This window comes from Shewanella aestuarii, from assembly GCF_011765625.1.
Taxonomy (GTDB): domain Bacteria; phylum Pseudomonadota; class Gammaproteobacteria; order Enterobacterales; family Shewanellaceae; genus Shewanella; species Shewanella aestuarii_A.
This window is the reverse complement of sequence record NZ_CP050313.1, coordinates 1,464,169-1,480,228: the sequence shown is the minus strand read 5'-3', so window position 1 is coordinate 1,480,228 and position 16,060 is coordinate 1,464,169. Positions and strand designations below refer to the sequence as shown.

Sequence of the window (16,060 nt, the reverse complement as noted above, 5' to 3'; positions counted from 1 at the left end):
ATTAAGGCAAGTTCAGAACTATATTCAGTTTAGTCTAAATAAATTAACTAGTTGTAAAATTAATACGATTAATCACATCGAGTAAATAGATTAACCTGTTTGTTGACTATCGCTACTTGTCACGCCAAATCATAATATTGGTTTTTTCATCACCCACTTTTGTCGCTCGGTACATCCCTTTAGTATTAAATGGCGTGGCAATATTTCCTTTCGCATCAATAGCGATAACGCCACCTGTTCCACCAGCATCAAGTAGTCTTTTATTGATCACATCATCCGCAGCCTGAATAATAGAGTGTTGTTGGTATTTCACCCTAGCGCAAATATCAGCCGCGACGTTATAACGTATAAAGTATTCGCCATGGCCTGTTGCAGATACAGCGCAAGCACCGTTTTCAGCATAATTACCGGCACCAATGACAGGTGAATCACCAATACGCCCAAAGCGTTTAGCTGTCATGCCTCCCGTTGATGTACCCGCTGCTAAATTGCCATTTTTATCTAATGCTACGGCTCCCACTGTGCCAAATTTATAATTAGCATCTAATTGATTTACCGAGGCTTGATAATCATAATTTTTGGCTTCAGATGCTAAAATTTTCTTTTTAGCATCTAATAACTGATCATAACGATGAGGTGTATCAAAATGATTATTGGGTACAAGATTAAGGCCTTGATCAATAGCAAACTCTTCTGCGCCTTGGCCGTATAACATGACATGAGGTGATTTATCCATCACCAATCTTGCAAGGTTAATCGGGTTTTGAATGTGCGTGACGCCAGCAATCGCACCAGCGGCCATGGTTTTACCATCCATAATAGAGGCGTCTAATTCATGCTTACCATCAAAGTTATAGACTGCACCAACACCCGCATTGAACAATGGGCTATTTTCTAACACATTAATAGCCGCCTGTACCGCATCAAGGCTATCGCCTCCCTTAGCTAAAATCACATGTCCAGCATTGATTGCTTGATTTAATTTATCCCGATAAGCTTGCTGCTGCACTTCACTCAAATCAGCCTCATTAATCGTACCCGCACCACCATGAATCGCGATAGCATAGCTTGGTGTGTCATTGGCATTAATCGCAAAACTCATTCCTAAAAGCAAAGGTATGCTCAGCAAATGCTTAGATATTTGAGTTGATATATTTTTTTTCATTATTATTGCTCCATTTATGCTGATTCTGTTCGAGGTTAACTTGCGACTTTAGCGCTTTGTAGCGACAATATATACATAAGTTTTCTAACCCATAAGTTTGACCAATTTGTTAACTAATTACTTAAAAATCAATCTTTTTATTTTGATAGCGATAACAGTATTATGTTGCAAAACGGTTGTCGCGGCCGATGATTGGCTGACAATAAAAATTACTGGGGTAAAAAGCTCGGTTGAAGACAATATTCGTGCGCATATAGGTACCCCTCCAGCAAATGATGTACAACGCCGTGCGTTTCTATTTACTGTTGAAGATTATACTACTGAAGCCCTTGAATCTATTGGTTACTATCATTCAAAAATTGAGCTAAATGTCATTGAAAAAGACAAAGGCCCTTGGCAACTTAATATCAATGTCGATGCGGGAGAACCCGTTACCCTTCAATGGATCGATATAAACTTTGATGGCGACATGCTTGAAGACGAAGCATTTAGACGTTGGTTGGATGGACTCACGATAAAACCTGGTGATGTGCTACATCACGGTAAATACGAAAATATTAAATCGCAACTCGTCACCTTAGCACTGGCTCGCGGCTATTTTGACGGGCAATTCACGCGATCAGAAATAAAAATTAATCGTGATAATAATAGTGCACAAATTAATCTGCATTTTAGTTCAGGTAAAAGATACCATTTCGGTGAAGTAAATTTCACCGGGCATACACTTAATAGCAATATTGTTGAAGAGTTAATCCCTTTTGAAACAAATACACCTTATGCCACCAATCAATTAAGCTCTTTAAATCGAAACTTACTTGATACTGGCTATTTCAGTAACATTAAGGTTCTACCTGAAACAGAAAACATTAACAATGGTGCCGTGCCAATCAAAGTCGAGCTCAGTCCAAGACCCAATCATTCAATTGAGGTTGGTGCGGGGATTGATATTGGTAATGGCAGTGCAGATAACAGTATCGACCCCAAACTTCGTATTACTTGGCGCACACCACAAGTCAATCGCTTTGGCCATAAACAAGAAAGCACTGCAGAGTGGTCGCCAGACAGACCTAAACTGTTAACCACTTATACTATTCCACTCTCGCATCCATTAGATGACCAACTCAAATTACGGGTTGGTATATTAAGAGATAAATATGGCTTAACCCAAGACTACTCTGTCGATGACCGTAAATTTAAAAACACCGGTCAACTCGAGTCAGAAAAATACCAATTAGGGGTTATTCGCCAGTTCCGTACCGCTAGCAACTGGTTAATGGGCTACTCCCTTGAAGCAATGAGAGAAACCTATTATCAAGAAAATACCAACTATTCGCCCAGCTTTATATTGTTAGGCTTTGGCGTAAGTAAAACCCAGCGTGGTGATAATAGCCTTGATCCTAAATCAGGCATAAGGCAAACCTACAGCATTGAGTATGCCGACCCATTTCTAGGTTCAGAAATCCGCTTGACTCGTTTACAAGCAAAACTTAAATGGATAGATACATTTTTTGATAAACATCGTTTTGTTGCCAGGCTAGACATGGGGGCTAACCTTGCTGCAGCAGAAAATATTCCAAATATTGCGCCCTCTTTGCGCTATTTTGCTGGCGGAGATCAATCAGTAAGGGGTTACAGCTATCAAGAATTGGGACCTTATACAGACTACATCAACAATGAAGGAGGATTGTCTCGTGAAGTTATAGGTGGTCGCTACTTAGTTGTCGGCAGCTTAGAATATCAATATTACTTAACCCCGACTTGGCGCTTAGGCACCTTCGTAGATGCAGGTAATGCATTTGATACTGATCAATTTGAGCCCATAATATCTGTTGGTGGTGGAGTTCATTGGATATCACCCATCGGCCCCATCAGACTTGATTTAGGTTTTGGCTTAAAAGAAACCGAAACGGTCGATCGCTCATTTCGTTTCCATTTAACAATGGGGACAGATTTATAATGACAACACCTAACCAACAGTCAAACGTTGAACACCAAACAGATTTGCCATCAAATACGCATGCGACTGAACATCAGCCAAATAGCAATATTGATAAAAAGCTCACCACTGAAAAACTACACATTGGCCTATTAAAACAATTATGGCGCACAGTGAAGTTTTATACCCGAATGCTAGTCTACATCCCACTCATTGTATTGGTGTTGTTAGCCGTCGGCATTGGCACGCCTTTTGGTAGTAAAATCGCTATAACCCTTGTGAGTCAATTGGTGCCAAATCTGCAACTTGATTATCAATCGGGCACAATCAATCATAATCTAAAATTGGATTACGCTTATTGGTCAATAAATGGCATTGAAGTTGAGCTGAATGATTTATCGCTAAAATGGAACCCCAGCTGCCTAGTACATAAACAACTCTGTGTTGACACCCTGCAAGCCAGTGCCGTTAAGGTTGATATACAAACAGCTTTGCTAGGCGCAAAAACAGAAGATACCCATGATGTTGATGTTGATGAAAGTGCAAACCCACAAGATAACGAACTAAAGCTTCCGATAAGTATTAACCTTGATAAAGCTGCATTAGCTCAGGTTAAAGTGACAGTTAACGATATGCACTATAATGCTAGCACGTTAAACGGTAGCGCTTTTTGGGGTGATTCCGGTTTAAAAGTAGAATACTTAACCAGTACAGATCTCGAAGTCATTTTGCCATTAGATGAAAAAACGCCTGCTAAAAACGATAAAGATAATCAATGGGCGATGGCTGACTTGCCTGATGTGTACATGCCTTTCCCTTTGTTTGTTAAACAGCTTGTCGCCAAAAAAAGTTTATTGCAAATAGGCCAACGTCAGGATTTATTTGAACACATTGACTTAGCGGGTACTTACATTGGTTACCATATTAGTCTGAGTCAATTAAATGTGAATCATACTTATGGTGACGTTGAGCTCATTGGCGACCTCAGTTTAGTTGATAATTATCCACTGAACATTAAAGCCGCAGCCAATATTAAACATATTGACGAATTAACAGGATTTTACAATCAGCAACTCGCGCTTGAATTAACAGATGACTTTAGCCAATTAGGCATTACTGCCAAACTAGAAGGCGACACGCAAATTAATTTACAAGGTGTCATCGATCTAACCCAATCAAACATACCGTTTGAGGCAACGCTAATTAACAGCAAATTACAATGGCCATTAAACCAAGCAGAATATATTGCCGACATTAACAACTTAATGGCAAAAGGCACATTTAATCACCAACAAGTCAATCTTTTGGGTCGTTTTACCAGCCCTTATCATCCAACGTTAACTGTTGCCTCTATATTTAACCAGCAATCAAATGCGCTTGATTTCTCTCAATTAACGATTCAGTCTGAAGCAGGCGACCTTGACGTCGTTGGCAAACTGAACTTTAACAATGGTTTAGAATGGCAAGCTACTGTAAATACGAACAATATTCGCATACAAAATATCAAAGCGCTTAATCAGCAAGCTAATATGCGCAGCAAAGTGAATGGACATTTTACCAGCCAAGGCTTTTACACAGACCAGAAATGGACAATAGGGATAAGTGATGCCGCCCTCACAGGGAGAATGAATGGGTTTCCACTTAGTCTAGAAGGTCAAGCAACCTTTGATCAAAATCTTGCCGTCAACGCCAATAATTTCAGAGTCACCGCGTTAGGCGCAGAGCTTTATATAAATGGTACTGCAGATAAGATTTGGGATATCGATGCACAGCTTGATGTGCCAGATTTAAGCCAATGGTTAGTCGGCGCAAGGGGTAATATTCATGCTCGAATCGATGTCAATGGAACCAGTGACAATCCGATTGTCTCTGTGCAGGCCAATATGCAAAAGAGTAGTTACTCAGGGGCAAAGTTTGATGGCTTAATGCTAAAAGCTCAATATCAACCGTACCAAAACCACCTATATTCCATTGACTTAACAACAGACAATTTATTTTGGAAAAATTATACTCTCGATACTCTAACTATTGCGAGTACTGGGGATGACACTGAACAAGTGACCTCAATCAACACATCGGGTGATACTGAACTGAATAGCTTGTTAACAAGCACAACCGATATAATAAAACAAACTCTTGCGGCACAATGGAGTCGATTAAACTTCAATAATGCGCTAGGTCAATGGCACTTAGATGCCCCTATCACCTTCGCATGGGATAACATCAAACAAACTGGACAAATTGATGCCTTTTGCATTAGTCATCCACATAATAAATTTTGTTTAACTGATACTGTTAATTTAGGTGATCAGGGCCAAGCAAATATTAATTTCAGTGGTAATCCTGGACAACTTTTTGCTCCTATACTCTCTAAAAATATTAATTGGGACGGTGAAGCCGTATTCACAAGCCAAATTAATTGGCAACCCAAAACCAAACCAACAGCACAGCTTAATTTTTCTCTGTTGCCAGGTAACATTGAACTTATTAGAAATAAAAACAATACTGTCAGCATTGATTACCAACAATTATTGCTTACTTCAACATTAGGTGAAAACCAACTCCGTACGAAAATAACTGCCGATTCTGAGGGTATTGCAAGTTTACTATCTGAAATAAATATCAATGTTACCCCAGATAGAAGTCTTGATGGGTTTATTAATATAGCAACATTAAACCTTGAACCTTTTGGCAACTTCTTTCCAAGACTGGCTACCTTTGCTGGAAATCTATCAAGCAACATAGCGCTTGCTGGCACACTTTCATCACCCGAGTTAAGTGGTACCATTAAATTAAATGAGGGAGCACTAGAATTATCCAGCAACCCCACTTTAGTCGACAAAATTAACCTTGGGTTAGTTCTAAATGGCCAACAAGCTCAAGTTAATGGCAACTGGCAAATGGGAGAAGGCCAAGCCAGCGTTGACGGAAATATTTATTGGCCAAATGGCCAGGTTTCCGCAGATTTAAATATCAAAGGAGACAACCTCTCCGTTATTCAGCCACCTATAGCCATTGTAAATATATCACCGGATGTAAACTTATCATTCGATTCAACCCAATTTGCAGTTCAAGGACATGTTGCCATTCCATCTGGACAAATCAAAATTATGCAATTGGCAGATGGTGGTGTTGCCTTATCTGATGACGTTATTTTTAATGACTCAATTTCAGAGCTTGAACAAAAAGCGAGCCCATTTGCCATTATTGCTGACGTCAATATTGATGTCGGCAATGAGCTCACTATTGATGGAATGGGCTTAACAGGTAAGTTAATTGGTAACTTACGTTTGCAACAACAAGCGTTTAAACCGCCACTGTTATTTGGTGATATAAAAGTGGCAAGCGGTAGTTACAAGTTTATGGGTCAAACGTTAAAAATTAATGCAGGCGAAGTGCAGTTTGTCGGCCCATTAGAAGTGCCCAACTTAAATATTGAAGCCGTGAAAGAAATCAAAGATGAAGATATGACTGCTGGCGTAAGGGTAACAGGCACACCAATGCGCCCATCAGTGACCATTTTTTCAAACCCCGCCAAAGAGCAAGCTGAAGCACTATCTTATATTTTAACCGGTAAAGGGTTTAACAATACCAGCGATCAGCAAAACAACTCCTTAATGATGGGGGCAGCATTAAGCTTAGGGTCCCAAGTTGATGGTGGCGCCATCAATAATATAGGCTCAACAGCCAAAAACGTGATTGAAACCTTTGGCTTCTCGAATGTACAGCTAGATGCCAATGACGATGGACGCGTTGCAGTGAGTGGCTTTATTGGTGACAGCTTAATGGTTAAATACGGTATTGGGGTATTTAACCCAGGTTATGAAATGACCGTAAGATACTATATTTTCTCGCAGTTATACCTTGAAAGCGTATCAGGCACATTAAGCCAGTCATTAGATATTTATTACAGCTACGATTTTGATTAACAGGATTTTATATGGCTAAAATCAAATTTTCTAACCAAGATAAAAGCGCGCTGATTAATAAACTACAATCTTATTTTGAAAATGAATTAGACCAAGAGTTAGAACAATTTGACGCTGAGTTTTTGCTGGATTTTTTTAGCCAAGAGTGCGGAGCATATTACTATAATCAAGGCCTTAAAGATGCCAGAGCGATATTTGAAACCAGAATGGAAACCGTCGATGCTGAAATTTATGCTATCGAACAAGATACCAAATAACCTTGTGGTTTAGGCACAAAAAAAGCGCCAATTGGCGCTTTTTTAGCAAACTAGCAATTAAGCAAATTTGAAGTCAACATGTTCAATCATTGGCTTATAAACGTGACGTTGAATAGCTTGTGGGATCACCTTGATCTCTTTACCATCAACAACAAGAGTTAAACCTTCATAAAATTCTTTATGCTCAGCTAGGTTGATGATGTCTTTATGTAAAAACTTGATAGAGATAGATTCTTTACCTGGGCCATAGATTACAGCTGGTACTTGACCCGCATGACGTAGGCGGCGGCTCGAACCTTTCCCGATTTCAGTACGGATTTCAGCATTGATTGTATAAGACATGTTATTACTCACTTAATAATAAAATAAAAGGCGTCATTGTTTTCGACCAACAATGACTCAAATAAAGCGCGCGGATATTAACATACCCACGCGCCAACTACTATTAATAATTAAAGCTTGAGCGAATTATTTGCACAAGCCAGTTAACCCCAGCTTCTAACAGGACCGCAATCAACGTGTACAAAACCCGATTGAGGATAATAACCAACTCCACCCATTTTTAGCGACAATGCCGCTTCGCGTAATTCTTTCAAATTGACACTTGGTATTGCAATATCCATTGCCATACCTTTCATATGATAACTTTTCTTCGCCACACCATTACTTTTCGCGGCAAGCATTTGGTTAGTTATTGGTGAACGGTAGCCAGAAATAACATGGATCTCATCTTTGTTATTTAATACCGATTGTAATTGGTATAAATATTCATATAAGCGCTTATCCATTGGCGCAGCAATATTCTGACGATGATCTCGTAATACTTGGCTAAAAGTATCTAAGGTCTCTGGTTGATATTGACCATCAACCCAAAAAAGCCCCTCACCTCGTTCACCAGTATGACGATTATAAAAACTAAGCTCTTTTATTCCTTTAGTAGATCGACTTGCGTAAGCGTTTTTAGGCATCATAGACACCAGGGCCGCGCCACCTAGGCCCAACAAAATCTGCCGACGGGCAGAACAAACTAAAGACATTCGCGCACCACTTTCAATTTAATTATAGTTTTGTTGTTTTTTTACCCAACTGGCGACAAATTAAACCGATGCAGTAATAATTGCAAGTCTAAAACAAGCATGTGAAATAGTTAAAAAGCCCTTAAAACAGGAGTCTTTTAACCCAGTCAATAAGTTAACTAAAATTAGGAAATTTCAATTTTTTTAAACGAAAGGAATAAACTTACAAAAATGCGGCAAAAAAAACATTTTTATAACAATTATCGCTGAGTCAATTGTTTGTGCAACATAGGTGATATAGCACTGGTCGTTACATTTTTTTCAGTTTGATGATTCACTAATGCGGCGGGAGCCGTTGCAGTACTTAATGAATAAATATCGCTTCGATATTGCACTTGATGCTGGTTATCGACCCATGATGTCCAATAGACAAAATGAACAGGTAAGGTCTCTTTTAAAGAAAACCATTGAATCTTGTCATAGTTAGATTGAATTCTGCGCCATGTACGTTTATCAATCACCAAATTTTTAGCAAACCAATCGGCTAATTGCTGCACTTTTTCGATTCTGACACAACCCGATGATAACGCTCGCTCAGATTCTGCAAATAATTCTTTAGTAGGTGTATCGTGCAAATACACATTGGAATCATTGTTAAAATGGAACTTATATCGCCCTAATGCATTATGACTACCGGGGCGCTGTACTAAGCGATATGGAAAGCTCTCCCCTGCCACTTGTTGCCATTGCTCTGCCGTTTTCTCAACAAGCTCACCTTGATAGTTAAACACATCAAACTGACGTTCAGTAATATACTCACCATCTGCTCTAATTTGCGGTAAAATATCGAGTCGCATCAAATTACGTGGCACAGTCCACGTAGGATTTACCACCACATTTGAAATTTGTCCCACCATTAATGGAGTTTGACGGTAAGGCTTACCAACGATCACCTTCGAATGAAGCGCAAGCTTATCATCATCAACTAAAAACATTTCATAAGACGGAATGTTGACCAACAAGAAACGTTTAGGCAAAGATGCTAAATATATCGTTTTGTTGATGAAATTTTGCGCTAACAATTGAGCACGTTCAAAGGGAGTTTGATTTATCCAAAATAAGGTTTTGGGCCCAATCACTGCATCAGGTTTTAAACCATGGCGGATTTGAAATCTCACCATAGCGTTAACTAACTCGCCTTGATAAGTGTATTGAGCAGGATCATAACTATTTAAATCGCCAAGCAACCAAAGGCGCTGGCTAATTTCACTAACAGCAGCATGACCCTCTCCCGCTTTTAACAAGCCATTCATTTGAATATCTTGCCATTGATACTCTTGATGAAGCCACATTAAACGACGAATGTGACTAATAACTTGAAGATAATCTTTAATAGGGGTTCTAACGCAAAATAGTTATCTATTGGTTCGACGTTTCCATCAGAAAGCACATTTTGAGAAGCCAACGGATCAGTGATGGTGGAAACTGCAAGGGTCGATTCACTCTGTGTTTGAAAATGATATGGTAGTCTCACCTGATGCGCCAACCAAAAATCAGCAATATCTTTGGCAATGGTATCAACATACTCTAACTTTTGTTGCTCACTTCCCTTATTAAGCATCTGCCAATAACGATAAAACTTTTTATCATCACTCCCCAAAGCCAATAACTGCAAGTGCTCAAACAACAACTGCTGATTATATTCTTGTTGTTTGGGATGAATGACATGGCTGATATTGGCAGTTTGTAACTCAGATGAGAAGACTAACGTAGGGACGCTATTCTCATTTAAATAGTAAGTAGAATCACTTTGAGCCTGCTGCAAAGCTTGTGGCGGTTGGATTGACAACTGAGAGGCCAATTGCACGCTAATTTGTGCAGATGTTAACGAGGGGGAGTCTGTTATTTGCTCACGGCTTGGTAAAGAACTGACAGCATTCGCAGATTGACACATAAGCAGGACATACGCACTGATCATCGCAATGGTGACATTGATCTTACTAAAATCATTTTGTGTTACCTGATATGCCATATTTGACTACCTCGCTTTCCTACTCGCGCACCTATTTCAGTATGGCAAAAAAATTCACATTTGGATGACAAAAATTTTAAATCTTAAAATGTAAGTCTTACGAATGAGAGCAAAACCCAAGCAAGCTAGTAACATTTGCCCAATTTGTCTGCAATCAATTTACTGATTAACCATAGTTCACTGTGACTTAGCTAGAATAGTTGTTATAAAGCTTGCCTTATTCCTTATTGATGACACACATGAATAAAAAGCAGTTAATTGAAACCATGGCTAAACAACTTAATATTTCACAAGCCCAATGCAAACCTCAATTAGAGCAAATCTTAGCGACTATTCATCAAGCACTCACTGAAGGTGAAAAGGTGTATATCCCACAGTTTGGTACATTTGAATTACGATTTTATTTACCCAAAAACGGCCGTAATCCACAAACAGGTGAATTAATAGAAATTCCAGGATTCAATCAGCCTAGCTTTAAAGTCTCCAATTATTTAAAAGCCTGCGTTAATTGACGTTCTAACCGACACGCCAAACACTTCTCAACACCGTCATTCCAGCCATGCTTTTGGACTGGAATCTGCTACCTCAAATAAATAAAGATCCTCGATAACAAATCTCGAGGATAACGCAGCAAATCATCAATTTCAGGCAATAAAAAAGCCCCAACTTATCGTTGAGGCTTAATTATCCATCACTTGCAAGCAAGCTTAATAATGCTACCCGAAGCCAGACTTGAACTGGCACGCCTGCTTTTATCAAGCATTACCAAAACACTTCTCAACACCGTCATTCCAGCCATGCTTTTGGGCTGGAATCTGCTACCTCAAATAAATAAAGATCCTCGATAACAGATCTCGAGGATAACGCAGCAAATCATCAATTTCAGGCAATAAAAAAGCCCCAACTTATCGTTGAGGCTTATTTATCCATCACTTGCAAGCAAGCTTAATAATGGTACCCGAGGCCAGACTTGAACTGGCACGCCTGCTTTTATCAAGAGTGCGAGGGATTTTGTATCGTTAAATTTCAGACATAAAAAAGCCCCAACTTATCATTGAGGCTTGTTTATCCATCACTTGCAAGCAAGCTTGATAATGGTACCCGAGGCCAGACTTGAACTGGCACGCTTATTCAGCGAGGGATTTTAAATCCCTTGTGTCTACCGATTCCACCACTCGGGCAAACTCTGACAAACTGAAGTTCAGTTCGTTAAAATTTGTTGTCAACTTAGCAACTTAGGCTGCGCCGCTGAACGTGGTGCATACTTTACTGTATTTTATTTTTAGCGCAACTAAAAATTACCGAATAGAGTTTTAAGTGATTTAAAAAACACCAAAGCGAACTTTTTTCAGCCATAAGTGACAAAAATCAAGCGGATACTTTGTTAGCCTATGTCGTTCGCTCGCAATACAGATAGTCTAACGTCAACACAAAACCCGTTAGTAAAATAGAACCAAATCCTAGTTGATAGGGCAAAAAAGTAATACCAAACTAAAAGCCAATAATTTTATCCACTAATGACATGCAATAATTAGTCATAAAAAAAGCCGCATTAAGCGGCTTTCATCGGCTGACGTAACTATGTGTATTAGCTACGCTGGCGAGATGGCTTTGTCTTACTGCCCGTCACTTTATGCTTACGCACTGCACGACGAATTTTAGCGCTTTTCACTTTTGAACGTGCAACACTGTGTTTATCATGCCCCAACATTGAACGAGTTTCGGCGTCTAATCCTGCGAGTTGACGCAAATAGTTAACTTGCTCAAGAGGTAATTCAACCCAACCACCACGTGGTAAGGTTTTTGGTAACTCAACCATACCGTAACGGACACGGATCAAACGGCTAACCTGCACTTCTTGCGACTCCCATAAACGACGAACCTCACGGTTACGACCTTCACGTAAAGTAACATGCCACCATTGATTGATCCCTTCACCACCGGCAGGCTTAATACTGTCAAATTGTGCAGGACCATCTTCAAGGGTTACGCCTGTACGTAAACGCTGTACTGCGGCTTCTGGAACTTCACCAAAAGTACGTACAGCGTATTCTCGCTCCACTTCGTTTGACGGATGCATTAAGCGATTAGCTAACTCACCATCTGAAGTAAACAATAATAGACCAGAGGTGTTGATATCTAATCGACCTACAGCCACCCAGCGAGAATCACGAATATTTGGTAAACGCTGGAAAACCGTTGGACGACCTTCAGGATCTTTACGAGAACAAATCTCACCTTCTGGTTTGTGATACGCCAACACACGACAAATCATGTCTTCAGTTGACTTTAATGATATTGCTCGACCATCAATACGTATTTTGGCATCAGCCTCTACACGATCACCTAAATTAGCAATTTCACCATCAACACTAACTCGGCCTGCAGCAATCCATGCCTCCATCTCACGACGGGAGCCATGGCCTGCACGGGCCAAGACTTTCTGCAATTTTTCGCTCATTAGTATTACTCTTTAAGTTGTTCTTGCGATGTATGTTCCACATCCAGTGGAGCCTGTTGGGCTTTTTCAAACATCGCTTGTAATGACTCAATATCATTTAGCTGAGGTAAATCAGCTAATTTTTTTAAGCCAAAATAAGATAAAAAATCTTTGGTAGTTGCATATAATGCAGGTCTTCCCGGCACTTCTTTGTGCCCTACCGCTTTTATCCAGTTTCTGTCAGCTAAACTTTTTATGATATGGCTGCTGATGGCCACACCTCTTACTTGTTCAATATCGCCCCGTGTAACAGGTTGGCGATAGGCAATCACGGCTAAGGTTTCCATGGTTGCACGAGAATACTTAGGGGCTTTTTCATGCCATAAAGGCTGTAAAAAAGGGCTAAGTACTTCTTGAGTTTGAAAACGATATCCCCCGCAACTTTAACGAGTTGAACACCTCTTTCTTGATAATCTTGTTGTAACTCATCCAATACGGCTTTGATCCTTGAACGAGACACACTGAAATCAGTCAGTACAGTTTCTTTTAATGCTTGAATAGTCATTGGTTTAGCTAAAACAAATAAGCTGGCTTCTATTAATTGCTTTAATTGCGTTGAGTTAATCTGCATACGTAATTTTGGCGCCTAAACTAATGATACCTAATAACAATTTTAGGGTTTACTTTACCCTTTAGTTACTTATTTTGCTTTCACATATATTGTTGAAAAAGGTTCATTTTGAACCACATCAACCAATAACTCTTTGATGAGCTCCATCAAAGCTAAAAAACTCACCACCACGCCAGCTTTACCTTCACTCACATCAAATAACTGCTCAAAGTGCAGGTAACTTGTGCTAGAAAGCTTAGCTAAAATTTGGCTCATTCGCTCACGCGTCGAGAGTGCTTCACGTTTCACATGATGCTCTTCGTTGGCATCAATACGTTTAAGTACTTCACCAAATGCACGCGCTAGTTCTAATAAAGTGGCATCAGGTGGCACAACAACAGGTTTGATACTTGGTGCTCTCGCAGCACGGGCTTGAAATACATCTCGTTCTAAACGAGGTAACGCGTCAATATCTGCCGCAGCTTGTTTAATCACTTCATAGGCTTTTAATTGCCTAATTAACACCACGCGCGGATCTTCTTCTTCGTCGTTTTCCATGACCATTTTGGGCAAAAGTAAACGCGACTTAATTTCAGCTAAGGTGGCAGCCATGACTAAATAATCTGCTGCTAACTCAATTCTCGCTTCGGTTAATATTTCGATATACATCAGGTACTGATGGGTAATTTGTTGGATAGGTAAATCAACCACATCCAACTTTTGCTTACGTATCAAGTACAAAAGTAAATCTAATGGCCCCTCAAATGATTCCAAAAACACTTCCAGCGCTTCAGGCGGAATAAATAAATCAGTCGGCATAGTATCTAGTACTTGCCCACGCACCACAGCTAATGGAAGGCTTTGTTGATGACCCTGCATAAAGCTCCGTATCGATGATTTATTGAGGAGGCTAAACCAAACGCGCGATTATACGCATTTATGAATAAGGATTAAACAAATATCTTTGATCCGCATTTAGGGTGAAGCCCGCTTATTCAAAAGCAGAGGTATCTCCTGCACCATGGCGTAAAATATTCATTTCACCTTCTGACATATCGATCACTGTGGTTTGCTTCTCAGGTAAATAACCACCATGAATAATGCCTTCAACGTGATTTTCAAGAATATCGCGAATATGCTCAGGATCAGACTCTGCATGCTCTTCATTTGGCATCACTAAACTGGTCGACATTAAGGGTTCTCCCAGAGCTTCTAATAGCGCCTGAGCAATCACATTATCAGGCACACGTATGCCAATAGTGCGTTTCTTCTCACACTGTAGTCGACGCGGTACTTCTTTGCTGGCCTTAAAAATAAAGGTATAAGGCCCTGGCGTGCAGCTTTTTAGCAAGCGATATGCTTGATTATCTACTTTGGCAAAATTGGCCAGTTCAGATAAGTCACGACACATCAGCGAGAAGTTACGATCATTATCAATTTGGCGAATACGCACCATGCGCGTCATTGCATTTTTGTCGCCAATCATGCAACCCAGCGCATACCCAGAATCAGTAGGATAAACAATTACCCCGCCTTGTTTAAGAAGATCGACCGCTTGGTTGATTAACCTTGCTTGTGGATTTTCATCATGTATATAAAAAAATTGACTCATTATCTTTCCGTCCAAATTGGTGATTGCCACACCCAAGTTACACCTTGAGGTTGGTATAAATTTTTACCTAATTCAATCCAGTTACTGACAAAGTGAAAATCACTGCCAAGTGAAGCTAGCAACTGGTGTTGATGGCTTAGTGCCAATAAATTATTTCTATCTTCAATCGTTTGCTGGCCCAGCACCACTTCCATTGCATCACCACCAGCGTCTTTAAAATCTCGCACAAGTCGTTTTAACCATTTCGCTGATAATTTATAGCCACTAGGATGAGCAAGCACCGCAAGGCCGCCAGCTTGATGAATAACCTCAATAGCGTTAGCCATGTCCCCCAATTGTTAGGGACATAACCAGTTTTACCTCGGGCTAAATAGCGTTTAAACACACTGGGCATATCGCTGGCATAGCCGTTATCAGCTAACCATCGCGCATAATGGCCACGACTTAATGCCGCATCACCAGCTATCGCTTTAGCGCCTTCGTAAGCCCCTTCAATACCAGCCTTGGCTAAACGCAAGCCAATTTCTTGGGCTCTGGCCTCACGCAGTTCTCGCTGCGAGCGTAAAAAACTCAGCAGTGTGGCATCATTCTTATCAATATTTAAACCAACGATGTGGATATCAAAATTATTCCAGCGAGTGGATATTTCAGTGCCATCAATAAGTATAAGCGGTTCAGGTTGCTGCTGGTTAAATGCATGGGCTTCAGCTAATCCTTTTACCGTGTCGTGATCAGTAATGGATAACATTTGAACCCCTTTTTCAAGGGCGCGAGCAACTAGCTCAGAAGGCGTTAACACGCCATCAGATGCTGTTGTGTGGCTGTGTAAGTCAGCCAATATAGATTGGGTAGTCATGCACCTATTGTACTTGATACTCACGCTAAAAGCTTTGTGATTGTGTAAAAAATCTTTAGCTGTTAACGAGATAAGCTTAACAAACTAACAACGAGGAAAAGCAGTAATGAGCGGATACGATTTTATTTCACTTGAAACCACGAAAATGAGCAATATTCAATTGACATTAAACGCTAGCTAAGGTTTCCTATAGGCACAAACAAATAC

At 40.1% G+C, this 16,060-nt stretch carries 12 protein-coding genes, 1 tRNA gene and 2 pseudogenes; 4 read left to right on the top strand and 11 right to left on the bottom strand.

Annotated features, from left to right (window positions below):
- Positions 1-112: 112 nt before the first annotated feature.
- Entirely contained in the window at positions 113-1,153 is a 1,041-nt protein-coding gene (locus HBH39_RS06720) for an isoaspartyl peptidase/L-asparaginase family protein (RefSeq protein ID WP_432280150.1), read from the bottom strand.
- Between the two features lie 118 nt (positions 1,154-1,271).
- Between HBH39_RS06720 and HBH39_RS06715 the strand changes: the two genes are divergently transcribed.
- The 3 genes from HBH39_RS06715 to HBH39_RS06705 are packed head-to-tail and all read left to right on the top strand — an operon-like array spanning position 1,272 to position 7,287.
- Positions 1,272-3,122 (top strand): autotransporter assembly complex protein TamA, encoded by a 1,851-nt coding sequence (locus tag HBH39_RS06715; RefSeq protein ID WP_208764190.1) that lies wholly within the window; start codon positions 1,272-1,274, stop codon positions 3,120-3,122.
- Positions 3,122-7,030: an autotransporter assembly complex protein TamB gene (tamB, locus tag HBH39_RS06710; RefSeq protein ID WP_167676745.1), complete on the top strand. Its 3,909-nt coding sequence runs from the start codon at positions 3,122-3,124 to the stop codon at positions 7,028-7,030. The genes HBH39_RS06715 and tamB overlap by 1 nt, the downstream gene beginning before the upstream one ends.
- 11 nt (positions 7,031-7,041) lie before the next feature.
- Entirely contained in the window at positions 7,042-7,287 is a 246-nt protein-coding gene (locus HBH39_RS06705) for a DUF2164 domain-containing protein (protein WP_167676743.1), read from the top strand.
- A gap of 57 nt (positions 7,288-7,344) precedes the next feature.
- Here HBH39_RS06705 and rplY read toward each other — a convergent pair whose 3' ends face one another.
- From rplY to HBH39_RS19765, 4 genes are all read right to left on the bottom strand, one after another.
- The gene (rplY, locus tag HBH39_RS06700) at positions 7,345-7,629 is read right to left on the bottom strand and encodes a 50S ribosomal protein L25 (RefSeq protein ID WP_167676741.1); all 285 of its coding nucleotides are present in this window, start codon (positions 7,627-7,629) and stop codon (positions 7,345-7,347) included.
- 143 nt (positions 7,630-7,772) lie between these two features.
- Positions 7,773-8,324 carry a DUF882 domain-containing protein gene (locus HBH39_RS06695; protein WP_167676739.1) on the bottom strand — a complete coding sequence of 184 codons (552 nt, stop codon included), beginning with the start codon at positions 8,322-8,324 and terminating at the stop codon, positions 7,773-7,775.
- A gap of 239 nt (positions 8,325-8,563) precedes the next feature.
- Complete coding sequence (locus HBH39_RS06690; protein WP_244325755.1) at positions 8,564-9,655, bottom strand: L,D-transpeptidase family protein; 1,092 nt, start codon at positions 9,653-9,655, stop codon at positions 8,564-8,566.
- Complete coding sequence (locus HBH39_RS19765) at positions 9,655-10,335, bottom strand: hypothetical protein (protein ID WP_244325754.1); 681 nt, start codon at positions 10,333-10,335, stop codon at positions 9,655-9,657. Before HBH39_RS19765 ends, HBH39_RS06690 begins: the two co-directional genes overlap by 1 nt.
- Positions 10,336-10,574: 239 nt before the next feature.
- Between HBH39_RS19765 and HBH39_RS06685 the strand changes: the two genes are divergently transcribed.
- Positions 10,575-10,847 carry an HU family DNA-binding protein gene (locus HBH39_RS06685; RefSeq protein ID WP_167676737.1) on the top strand — a complete coding sequence of 91 codons (273 nt, stop codon included), beginning with the start codon at positions 10,575-10,577 and terminating at the stop codon, positions 10,845-10,847.
- Positions 10,848-11,430: 583 nt separating this feature from the next.
- Here HBH39_RS06685 and HBH39_RS06680 read toward each other — a convergent pair.
- The 6 genes and pseudogenes from HBH39_RS06680 to rnm all read right to left on the bottom strand — a co-directional run bounded on the left by HBH39_RS06680 (position 11,431) and on the right by rnm (position 15,853).
- Positions 11,431-11,516: transfer RNA gene (locus HBH39_RS06680), tRNA-Leu, on the bottom strand.
- 407 nt (positions 11,517-11,923) lie between these two features.
- On the bottom strand, positions 11,924-12,796 hold the full coding sequence (gene rluB / locus HBH39_RS06675) for a 23S rRNA pseudouridine(2605) synthase RluB (RefSeq protein WP_167676735.1): 873 nt from the start codon (positions 12,794-12,796) through the stop codon (positions 11,924-11,926).
- 5 nt (positions 12,797-12,801) lie between these two features.
- Positions 12,802-13,406 (bottom strand): annotated as a pseudogene (gene scpB, locus HBH39_RS06670) (SMC-Scp complex subunit ScpB).
- A 69-nt stretch (positions 13,407-13,475) separates the two neighbouring features.
- Positions 13,476-14,264, bottom strand: a complete 789-nt coding sequence (locus HBH39_RS06665; protein WP_167676733.1) for a segregation and condensation protein A — start codon at positions 14,262-14,264, stop codon at positions 13,476-13,478.
- Between the two features lie 112 nt (positions 14,265-14,376).
- Positions 14,377-14,997: an L-threonylcarbamoyladenylate synthase gene (locus tag HBH39_RS06660; RefSeq protein ID WP_167676731.1), complete on the bottom strand. Its 621-nt coding sequence runs from the start codon at positions 14,995-14,997 to the stop codon at positions 14,377-14,379.
- Positions 14,997-15,853: pseudogene (gene rnm / locus HBH39_RS06655) on the bottom strand (RNase RNM). The gene HBH39_RS06660 and the pseudogene rnm overlap by 1 nt, the downstream one beginning before the upstream one ends.
- Between the last annotated feature and the right edge of the window lie 207 nt (positions 15,854-16,060).

Excerpts from the sequence above, each read along its gene's own strand:
- tamB (WP_167676745.1), top strand. The coding sequence starts at position 3,122 with ATGACAACACCTAACCAACAGTCAAACGTTGAACACCAAACAGATTTG.
- HBH39_RS06705 (WP_167676743.1), top strand. The coding sequence starts at position 7,042 with ATGGCTAAAATCAAATTTTCTAACCAAGATAAAAGCGCGCTGATTAAT.
- rplY (WP_167676741.1), bottom strand. The coding sequence starts at position 7,629 with ATGTCTTATACAATCAATGCTGAAATCCGTACTGAAATCGGGAAAGGT.
- HBH39_RS06695 (WP_167676739.1), bottom strand. The coding sequence starts at position 8,324 with ATGTCTTTAGTTTGTTCTGCCCGTCGGCAGATTTTGTTGGGCCTAGGT.
- HBH39_RS06690 (WP_244325755.1), bottom strand. The coding sequence starts at position 9,655 with ATGTGGCTTCATCAAGAGTATCAATGGCAAGATATTCAAATGAATGGC.
- HBH39_RS19765 (WP_244325754.1), bottom strand. The coding sequence starts at position 10,335 with ATGGCATATCAGGTAACACAAAATGATTTTAGTAAGATCAATGTCACC.
- HBH39_RS06685 (WP_167676737.1), top strand. The coding sequence starts at position 10,575 with ATGAATAAAAAGCAGTTAATTGAAACCATGGCTAAACAACTTAATATT.
- rluB (WP_167676735.1), bottom strand. The coding sequence starts at position 12,796 with ATGAGCGAAAAATTGCAGAAAGTCTTGGCCCGTGCAGGCCATGGCTCC.
- HBH39_RS06665 (WP_167676733.1), bottom strand. The coding sequence starts at position 14,264 with ATGCAGGGTCATCAACAAAGCCTTCCATTAGCTGTGGTGCGTGGGCAA.
- HBH39_RS06660 (WP_167676731.1), bottom strand. The coding sequence starts at position 14,997 with ATGAGTCAATTTTTTTATATACATGATGAAAATCCACAAGCAAGGTTA.